Annotated in this window: 2 protein-coding genes; both read left to right on the top strand. The window is 70.7% G+C overall.

Annotated elements, in window-relative coordinates; genetic code table 11:
- Positions 1 to 2,014 (top strand): condensation domain-containing protein (locus tag ACIBA9_RS37885; RefSeq protein ID WP_399370292.1); only part of this gene is annotated, 2,014 nt, incomplete at its 5' end.
- Positions 2,011 to 11,033: amino acid adenylation domain-containing protein (locus ACIBA9_RS37880; RefSeq protein WP_399370289.1), on the top strand; the 9,023-nt coding region annotated here is incomplete at its 3' end. The genes ACIBA9_RS37885 and ACIBA9_RS37880, both read left to right, overlap by 4 nt.

Here is an 11,033-nt window from a genome sequence, read left to right as displayed (position 1 = left end):
CACGGACCATCCGGCGATCGGCCAGGCTGCCGTGGTCTCCCACCACGACCAGTCCGGCAGCACCCGCCTGATCGCCTACCTCGTCCCCGACACCGCCGAAACACCGGCAGACCTGCGTGAGTTCGTGCGGCAGCGGTTGCCCGCATACATGGCGCCGTCCACATACGTCACCTTGAGCCAACTGCCGTTGACGGCCAACGGCAAGCTCGACCGGGCCGCGCTGCCCGAACCCGATCCGGGCGCGCGGGCGGATGTGCCGCGTCGTGAGCCGCGGACCGAGCGCGAGCGACTGCTGGCGACGTTGGTCGCGCAGGCCCTGGGCGTGGACGAGGTCGGGCCCGACGACGACTTCTTCGCGCTCGGCGGGGACAGCATCGTCTCGATCCGGCTGGTCAGCCTCGCTCGCTCCGCGGGTGTCGGACTCGCGGTCCGGGACGTCTTCGAGCAGCGGACCGTGGCCGGACTGGCCGAGGTCGCCGAGGAACTGGCCGTGTCGGCACCCGGCCCCGACGACTGTGGCGTCGGAGGGATGGAACCGACCCCGATCATGCTCTGGTACGACGCGCGCGGTGGCGACATCGACGCGTTCCACCAGGCGATGCTGCTGGAGGTGCCGGCCGAGCTGCGCGAGGACCACGTCGTCACGGCCGTTCAGGCACTCGTGGACCACCACGACGCGCTGCGGTTGACCCGGACACCCTGCGGTCAGGACAACAGGGAGTGGTCGCTCCAGGTGAGTCCGGTGGGGTCCGTGTCGGCAGCGGACCTGGTACACCGTGTCGAGACCGCCGCCGTCGACGCGACGCTGGTCCGCGCACAGGCGAAGGCGGCGTCCGCCCGTCTGTCAGCCGAGCGTGGCCTGCTGGTTCAGGTGGTCTGGTTCGACGCCGGACCGGCCGAACGAGGCAGACTGCTGGTCGTCGTCAACCATCTCGTCGTCGATGGGGTGTCCTGGCGGATCCTGCTTCCCGATCTCATCGCCGCCTGCGAGGCCGTCGGGGGCGGTCGTCCCCCACGGCTGGACCCGGTGGGCACCTCCCTGCGCCGCTGGGCGAGTCTCCTCACGGCCGAGGCCCGGCAGCCGGCCCGCACCGCCGAGGCGGCGCTGTGGAGCGAACTGCTCACCGCGGCCGACCCACCGCTGACCACCGGCCGACTCGATGCCAAGCGGGACACCGTGGGCCGCGCCCGCGAGCTCACCCTCTCCCTGCCAACCGAGGTCACCACCCCGCTCCTGACGACCGTGCCCACGGCCTTCCACGCGAAGGTCGACGACGTCCTGCTCACCGCGCTCGCCTTGGCGGTCGCCCAGTGGCGCCGGACCCACGCACGCGGGCGGCACACGGCTCTTCTGGTGGACGTGGAGGGACACGGGCGCGAGGAGATCGTCGAGGGCACGGACCTCTCGCGCACCGTGGGGTGGTTCACCTCGCTGTATCCCGTCCGTGTCGACCCGGGCCCCCTGGCCTGGGAAGAGGTCGTCGACGGCGGGCCGCCGCTCGGCCAGGCCCTGAAACGGGTCAAGGAACAGGTCCGCTCCCTGCCCGACCGGGGCATCGGCTACGGCCTGCTGCGGTACCTCGGTCCGGAGACCGGGCCGGAGCTGGCCAAGCTCGCCGTACCGCAACTCGGTTTCAACTATCTCGGCCGGTTTCCCTCGGCGGGCGCCCCGGTGGTCCCCGGCCGCCCGGAATGGACCGTGGCCGCCGAGACGGGCCTGCTGAGCGGCGCCGACCCGGCGACCGCGCTGGCGCACGGGCTCGAGGTGAACAGCATGGTCCGCGACGCCCCGGACGGGCCGGAACTGGAGGCCGTCTGGACCTGGGCGCCGGACCTCTGGACCGAACGGCACGTCCGAACCCTGGCCGACCACTGGTTCCGAGCGATCCGCGGACTGGTTCGCCACGGCGAGCGCTCCGGCACCGGCGGCCACAGCCCCTCGGACTTCCCCCTGACCGAACTCAGCCAGCACGACATCGAGCAGCTCGAAGCAGCGTGGAGGGTGCAGAAATGACGTCGTCGGGCCTGGAAGACATCCTCCCCCTCTCCCCGATGCAGGAGGGGCTGCTGTTCCACTCCCGCTACGAGCAGGAGGGCGCGGACGTCTACGCGGTGCAGCACGTCTTCGCCATCGAGGGCGCCCTCGACGCGACGCGGCTGCGGGCCGCCGTGCTCGCGCTCGTCCAACGGCACCCGAACCTGCGCGCCGGCTTCCGGCAGGTGGACTCCGGCCGGACCGTACAGCTGATACCACGACAGATCGACGTCCCCTGGGACGAGTTCGACCTGTCGTCTCTTCCCGACGCCGAGGCGGAGGGGGAGCTGGCCCGGCTCGCAGCCAAGGAGCACGCCCGCCGGTTCGACCTGGCCGAGCCGCCCCTGCTGCGCTTCTCTCTGGTGCGCCTGGCCGCCGAACGCCACCGCCTCGTCATGACCACCCACCACATCCTGCTCGACGGCTGGTCGACGCCACTGCTCGTGCGCGAGTTGACCACGCTGTACGACAGCCACGGCGACGCCACCGTGCTGCCTCGAGTGGCCCCCTACCGACAGTATCTGGAGTGGCTCGCGCGGCAGGACCAGCCGGCGGCGGAGACCGCCTGGCGGGAGGCGCTCGGCGGACTCGAACAGCCGACGCTGCTCGCCCCGGTGGATCCGGGCCGTCCCGGACTGATGCCGGAGCGGATCACGGTGGAGCTGGACGAGGACCGCACGGCAGCGCTGGCCGACTGGGCGCGCCGGAACGGGGTGACGCTGAACACCGTGCTCCAGGCCGCCTGGGGGCTGGTGCTGAGCCGGCGCACCGGCCACGACGACGTCGTGTTCGGGGGCGTCGTGGCAGGACGCGACCCTCAACTGCCCGGCGTCGAGCACATGGTGGGTCTGCTGATCCACATGGTGCCGGTGCGGGTGTCCCTGGACCCGGCGCAGTCACTGCTGACCACCGTCGAACAGGTGCAGAGAGCGCAGTCGCGGCTCACCGGGCACCACCACCTCGGGCTCGCCCGCATCCAGCAACTGGCCGGACTTGGCGACCTCTTCGACACTTCCCTGGTCTTCGAGAACTACCCGTGGGACGAACCCGGCGAGCGGCCGGACACCGGACTGCGGATCACCCCTGACCTGGACCGCGGGCGGGACGCGACGCACTATCCACTGACCCTGATCGCCGCCCCCGGCCGCCGTCTGTACCTCCGCCTGGACTACCGCGACGACCTGTTCGACCGGGCGACGGCCGCCGGGATCGTCGACCGGCTGATCCGGGTGCTCGACCTCGTCGTCACGGATTCCTCCCGGCCGATCGGGCGGATCGATCTGCTGTCCGCAAGTGAGCGGGCGGCTGTGCTGGCGGTGCCTGCGGGTGTGGTGCCGTCGCGGGTGACGTTGCCGGAGTTGTTCGAGGCGCGGGTGGCTGAGGCGCCGGGTGCGGTGGCGGTGGTGTGGGGCGGGGCCACGTTGTCGTACGGGGAGTTGAACGAGCGGGCGAACCGGTTGGCTCATGAGCTGGTGGGTCGTGGTGTGGGTCCGGAGGACGTGGTGGCTCTGGCTCTGCCGCGGAGTGCGGACCTGGTGGTGGCCGTGCTGGCGGTGCTGAAGGCGGGTGGGGCCTACCTTCCTCTGGATCCGGCCTATCCGGCGGCTCGGCTGGCCCATATGGTCGCCGATGCGCGGCCCGCCCTTGTGCTGACGACGACCGGGCACGGTCTCTCGGCGGACACCGTGGACGGGACGCCGGTCCTGCTGCTGGACACGCTCGACGTGACGGGCCGGTCCGCGGACAACCCTGTCACCGCACTCGTGCCCGATCATCCCGCGTACGTCATCTACACCTCCGGCTCCACCGGACGACCCAAAGGCGTCGTCATGCCCGCGGGAGCGCTGGTGAACCTGCTGGAGTGGCACCACAAGGCGGTCGGTGGCGAACCCGGCACACGGACGGCACAGTTCACGGCCATCAGCTTCGACGTCTCCGCGCAGGAGATGCTGTCGGCCCTGATGTACGGCAAGACCCTGGTGATCCCGGACGAGGACGTCCGGCGGGACGCGGCCCGGTTCGTCGAGTGGCTGGACGAGCACGAAGTGGAAGAACTGTTCGCGCCCAACCTCGTGCTGGAGGCCGTCGCCGAGGCCGCCGTCGAGCAGGGACGGGCGCTGCCCCGGCTGCGGACCATCGCCCAGGCCGGCGAGGCCCTGACACTCAGCCGCGTCGTCCGCGAGTTCCACACCTCGGTGTCACAGCGCGTGCTGCACAACCACTACGGCCCCACCGAGACCCACGTGGTTACGGCCCACACCCTGAGCGACACCCCCGACAACTGGCCGCTCACCGCGCCGATCGGCGTGCCCATCACCAACACCCGCGCCTACGTCCTGGGCTCGGGACTGGAGTTGGTGGCGCCCGGTGTGGTGGGGGAGCTGTACATCGCGGGATCCGCCGTGGCCCGTGGTTACTTGGGCATGCCCGGTATGACGGCCGAGCGGTTCGTGGCGGACCCGTACGCCCCCGAGACCGGTGCTCGTATGTACCGCACCGGTGACCTGGTGCGGTGGAACCAGGACGGCGACCTGGAGTTCGTCGGCCGCGCCGACCACCAGGTCAAGATCCGTGGCTTCCGCATCGAGCCCGGCGAGATCGAGAACGTCCTCACCGAGCACCCCCGCATCACCCAGGCCGCCGTGGTCGCCCGCGAGGACCAGCCCGGCAGGACCCGGCTGGTGGCCTATGTCGTGGCGCGCGAGGCCCTGCGGTCCGAGGAGGCACGGGAGTTCGTGCGCGAGTGGCTGCCCGAGCACATGGTGCCCTCGGCCGTCATGCTCCTGGACAGCCTGCCGCTGACGGTGAACGGCAAGCTGGACCGGGCCGCTCTGCCCGCACCGGACTTCGCGCCGGCCGGATCCGGACGGGAGGCGCGCACGCCGCAGGAGCAGATCGTCTGCGATCTGTTCGCGCAGGTGCTGGGGCTGCCCCGGGTCGGCGTGGACGACGACTTCTTCGACCTGGGCGGGCACTCGCTGCTGGCCACCCGTCTGATCGCCCGCATCCGGACCGCCTTCAGCGTCGAGATCGGCCTGCGCACGCTCTTCGAGGCACGGACCGCGGGTGTGGTCGCGGCCCGGCTCGACACCGCCGGGCCCGCACGGCTCGCCCTGACCAAGCAGCAACTGCCCGACGCGGTGCCCCTGTCGTTCGCCCAGCGGCGGCTGTGGTTCCTGCACAAGATGGAGGGGCCGAGCGCCACCTACAACATCCCGCTCGTCATGCGACTGACGGGCAGGTTGGACCGTGACGCGCTGCGTGCCGCCCTCGGGGACGTGGTGGCCCGGCACGAGAGTCTGCGGACGGTGTTCCCCGAGGCCGAGGGCACCTCCTACCAGCACGTCCTGGACAGCGTGAGCGTCGAGCTGCCCGCCACCGACGTCACCGAGACGGAGCTGGCGGACGCCCTGAAGTCGGCCGCCCGACACCCCTTCGACCTGGCGACCGAAATCCCCCTGCGTGCCGAGCTGTTCCGCCTCGCCCCCGACGGTCACGTCCTCGTCCTGGTCGTGCATCACATCGCGGGTGACGGGTGGTCGTTGGGTCCGCTTGCCGCCGACCTGACGCGTGCTTACACGGCGCGGGTGGAGGGGCGGGTGCCGGAGTGGTCTGCGTTGCCGGTGCAGTACGCGGACTACACGCTGTGGCAGAACGAGCTGCTGGGGGACCAGAACGACCCTGACAGTCTGTTCGCCACCCAGATCGCGTACTGGAGGGAGGCGTTGGCGGGTCTGCCGGATCAGCTGACGCTGCCCTCGGACCGTCCGCGTCCGGCGGTGATGACCTACCGGGGCGACTACGTCACCGTCGACATCGACGCGGATCTGCACCGGCGGTTGGCCGATCTGGCGCGGGCGTCGGGTGCGAGTCTGTTCATGGTGTTGCAGGCGGGGCTCGCGGCCTTGTTGACGCGGCTGGGGGCTGGTGAGGATGTTCCGGTGGGCAGTCCGGTGGCCGGCCGCACGGATCAGGCGTTGGACGAGCTGATCGGGTTCTTCGTCAACACGTTGGTGTTGCGCACGGACACGTCGGGTGATCCGAGTTTCACGGAGCTGATCTCGCGGGTGCGGGAGCGGAGTCTGGCCGCCTACGCGCACCAGGATGTCCCCTTCGAGTACCTGGTCGAGCTCCTCAACCCGACCCGGACGCTGTCGCACCACCCGCTCTTCCAGGTGATGCTCGCCCTCCAGAACGCGCCCGAGGCGAGTTTCCGGCTCCCCGGCCTGACGATCGACGTCGCTCCCGGACGGACCGGGACGGCGAAGTTCGACCTGTTCTTCAGCCTCGCCGAGCAGCGCGGCGCCCATGGCGAACCGCAGGGCATCAGCGGTGCCATCGAGTACTCCAGCGACATCTACGACCCGCCCACCGTCCGAGCCCTGTTCGAGCGCTGGCTGCACTTCCTCGACATCGCCACCACCCACCCCGACCAGCCCCTCAACCACATCGACATCCTCACCCCCGACGAACACCGGCAGCTGCTCGGCACCTGGCTGGAGACCGAGACCGAGATCGGCGAGAAGCTGCTGCCGGTCCGCTTCGCCGAGCAGGCCGCCGCCACCCCGGACGCCGTGGCCCTGATCGCCGGGGACACCTCCCTGACCTACGCGGAACTGGACCGCCGCGCCAACCGCCTCGCGCACGTCCTGCTGCGCCGGGGCGCGGGTCCGGACCGGGTGGTCGCGCTGTCACTGCCGCGTTCGGCCGAGCTGGTGGTCGCCCTGTTGGCCGTGCTCAAGAGCGGCGCCGCGTACCTGCCGCTTGACCCGGACCACCCGGCCGGCCGCCTCGCCTACGTACTCGAGGACGCACGGCCCACCCTGCTGCTCACCACGCTGTCGACGGACGCGCGGACGCCGAGGAGTGGTTCGGCGGAACGACTGGTGCTGGACTCCCCGGACGTACACGCCCTGCTGGCCGCCTGCCCCGACACCGACCCGGTCGAGACCGGCCACGCAGGACCGCCGCCCCCCGAGGCCGCCGCATACGTGATCTACACGTCAGGCTCGACCGGGCGCCCCAAGGGCGTGGTCGTCCCGCACGCGCCGCTGCTCAACTTCCTGGAAGGCATGCGGCGCAAGGTCCCGCTCCGGACGGGGGAACGGCTGCTCGCGGTCACCACGGTGGCCTTCGACATCGCTGCGCTGGAGCTGTACCACCCGCTCCTGTCGGGCGCCACGGTGGTCCTCGCACCCAAGGAGGCCGTCCCTCAACCGTCCGCCGTGCTCGACCTGATCGCCCGGCACGGCGTCACGGTCGTACAGGCCACCCCCTCATTGTGGCAGCTCCTGGTGGCGCACGACCCGGAGGCGCTTCGGGGCCTGCGCATCCTGGTCGGCGGTGAGGCGCTGCCCACACCGCTCGCCGACTCGATGCGCACGCTCACCGACGACCTGACCAACCTGTACGGCCCCACGGAGACCACCATCTGGTCGACCGCCGCGGACCTGGCCGGCGGCGCGGGCGCACCGCCGATCGGCCGACCGATCGCCAACACGCGCACCTATGTGCTGGGTTCGAGGCTGGAGTTGGTGGCGCCCGGTGTGGTGGGGGAGCTGTACATCGCGGGATCCGGTGTGGCCCGCGGCTATCTGAACAAGCCCGGTATGACGGCCGAGCGATTCGTGGCGGACCCGTACGCTCCCGAGGCCGGTGCTCGTATGTACCGCACCGGTGACCTGGTGCGCTGGAACCAGGACGGCGAGCTGGAGTTCGTCGGGCGCGTCGACCACCAGATCAAGATCCGGGGCTTCCGCATCGAACTCGGCGAGATCGAGGAGGTCCTCACCGGCCACACGGACATCGCGCAGGCAGCCGTCGTCGTCCGCGAGGACCAGCCCGGTGACACCCGGCTCGTCGCATATGTCGTAGCCGACACCTCGGCGCGCGACCACGACGAGGCTGTGGAGCAGGACCAGCTCAGCGAGTGGCGGAGCCTGTACGACGCCGTGTACGACGCTGCGAAGCAGACGGCCTTCGGCGAGAACTTCGCCAGCTGGAACAGCAGTTACGACGGCCGGCCGATCCCGCTGCCCGAGATGCGGGAGTGGCGTGACACGACCGTCGACCGCATCCGGTCCCTGCGGCCGCGCCGCGTCCTCGAAATCGGTGTCGGCACCGGGCTGCTCCTGGCCCGGCTGGCGCCCGAGTGCGAGGAGTACTGGGGCACCGACTTCTCCCGCACCGTCATCGACGAGCTTCGGCGGCACGTCGGCGCCGATCCCGTCCTGGCCACACGGGTACACCTTCGCACCCAGCCCGCCCACGACTTCGGCGACCTTCCACAGGGCCACTTCGACACGATCGTGCTCAACTCGGTGGCCCAGTACTTCCCGAACGCCGGCTACCTGGAACAGGTCGTCCACCATGCGCTCACCGCCCTCACCCCAGGAGGCGCCCTGTTCCTGGGTGACCTGCGCAATCCGCGATTGCTGCGGACCTTCGCCTCCGGTGTGCAGACTGCACGTGCCGAGGACCCGAGCGACACGGCCGCGATCCGCCGTGCCGTCGAGCAGAGCCTGGTCCTGGAGAAGGAACTCCTGATCGACCCCGAGTACTTCAGCGCCCTCGCCCACCACCTCCCCGACCTGGCGGGCACCGACATCCAGCTCAAGCGCGGCACCGCCCACAACGAACTCACCCGCTACCGCTACGACGCCACCCTCTACAAGACCGGCATCACAGCCCACCCCCTCGACGACGCCCCCACCCGACCCTGGCTCGCTCACGCCGACGCCCAAGCCAACCTCGCTGACCTGAGGCAGCAGTTGGCGGTCGAGCGGCCCGCGGAACTTCGTCTGACCGGCGTCTCGAACCCCCGCCTCGTCCACGAAATCGCCCTGCGGCAGGCCCTCGAAGAGGGCACACCCCTGCCGGTACGCCCCACCGCTTCATCAACCGGCCTCGAGGCCTTCCACGCCCTGGGCGACGAGCACGGCTACTGGACCGGCATCACCTGGAACACCCAGGACAGCGACACCGTGGACCTCGTCTTCGTCGACCGGAGCCGGCTGTCCGGCCGCGCCCCCGTCGGCACTTACGCCGCGCTCCCCACCAGCGCCTCCACCGCCCCCCTGTCCACGTGGGCGACCAACCCCGCCGCTCGCCGCGGTACCGGTGCCCTGGTCACCAAGCTCCGTGAGCACACCCGCGACCATCTGCCCGACTACATGGTCCCGTCGGCCATCGTCCCCCTCGACCGGCTCCCCTTGACGGCGAACGGCAAGCTGGACCGGGCGGCCCTGCCCGCGCCGGAGTTCGCGTCGGCCGGGTCGGGGCGCGGGGCGCGTACGCCGCAGGAGCAGATCGTGTGCGATCTGTTCGCGCAGGTGTTGGGCCTGCCCCGGGTCGGCGTGGACGACGACTTCTTCGATCTGGGCGGCCACTCGCTGCTGGCCACCCGCCTGATCGCCCGGATCCGTGCCGCGTTCGGAGTCGAGCTGGAGCTGCGTGCGCTGTTCGAGGGCCCGACGCCGGCCGCGGTGGCGGCACTCCTCGACACGGCCGCGCCCGGACGCCTGGCCGTCACCGTCCGCCGGCGACCCGAGGTCATGCCGCTGTCCTTCGCTCAGCGCAGGCTGTGGTTCATCCACAAGATGGAGGGGCCTAGCGCCACCTACAACATCCCGCTGGCACTGAGGCTGAGCGGTGAGTTGGACCGTGACGCGCTGCGTGCCGCCCTCGGTGACGTGGTGTCCCGGCACGAGAGTCTGCGGACGGTGTTCCCTGAGGCCGAGGGCGTCCCCTGCCAGCAGGTGCTGTCCCCCGAGGCGTCCGTCCCGCACCTCGCCGTCACCGCCACGTCCGAGGACGAGCTGCCGGACGCCCTGAAGTCAGCCGCCCGACACCCCTTCGACCTGGCGACCGAAACCCCGCTGCGCGCCGACCTCTTCCAACTCTCGGCGCAGGAGTACGTACTGCTGCTGGTCGTGCATCACATCGCGGGTGACGGGTGGTCGTTGGGTCCGCTCGCCACCGACCTGACGCGTGCTTACACGGCGCGGGTGGAGGGGCGGGTGCCGGAGTGGTCTGCGTTGCCGGTGCAGTACGCGGACTACACGCTGTGGCAGAACGAGCTGCTGGGGGACCAGAACGACCCTGACAGTCTGTTCGCCACCCAGATCGCTTACTGGAGGGAGGCGCTGGCGGGGCTGCCGGATCAGCTGACGCTGCCCTCGGATCGTCCGCGTCCGGCGGTGATGACCTACCAGGGCGATTACCTCACGGTTGATATCGACGCGGATCTGCACCGGCGGTTGGCCGATCTGGCGCGGGCGTCGGGTGCGAGTCTGTTCATGGTGTTGCAGGCGGGGCTCGCGGCCTTGTTGACCCGGCTGGGGGCTGGTGAGGATGTTCCGGTGGGCAGTCCGGTGGCCGGCCGCACGGATCAGGCGTTGGACGAGCTGATCGGGTTCTTCGTCAACACGTTGGTGTTGCGCACGGACACCTCGGGTGATCCGAGCTTCACGGAGCTGATCACGCGGGTGCGGGAGCGGAGTCTGGCCGCCTACGCGCACCAGGACGTCCCCTTCGAGTACCTGGTCGAGCTCCTCAACCCGACCCGGACCCTGTCGCACCACCCGCTCTTCCAGGTGATGCTCGCCCTCCAGAACGCGCCCGAGGCGAGTTTCCGGCTCCCCGGCCTGACGATCGACGTCGCTCCCGGACGGACCGGGACGGCGAAGTTCGACCTGTTCTTCAGCCTCGCCGAGCAGCGCGGCGCCCATGGCGAACCGCAGGGCATCAGCGGTGCCATCGAGTACTCCAGCGACATCTACGACCCGCCCACCGTCCGAGCCCTGTTCGAGCGCTGGCTGCACTTCCTCGACATCGCCACCACCCACCCCGACCAGCCCCTCAACCACATCGACATCCTCACCCCCGACGAATACCGGCGGGCAGTGGTCGACTTCAACGACACGGCTCATGCCGTGCCGGATGCCTCGCTGGGGGAGTTGTTCCTGCGGCAGGTGGCTCAGACGCCCGATGCCCCGGC

Origin of the sequence: Streptomyces sp. NPDC051452 (assembly GCF_044454765.1) — a bacterium.
Classification (GTDB): Bacteria; Actinomycetota; Actinomycetes; order Streptomycetales; family Streptomycetaceae; genus Streptomyces.
The sequence above is the reverse complement of the archived record's forward strand: the minus strand, read 5'-3'. Positions and strand labels throughout refer to the sequence as shown.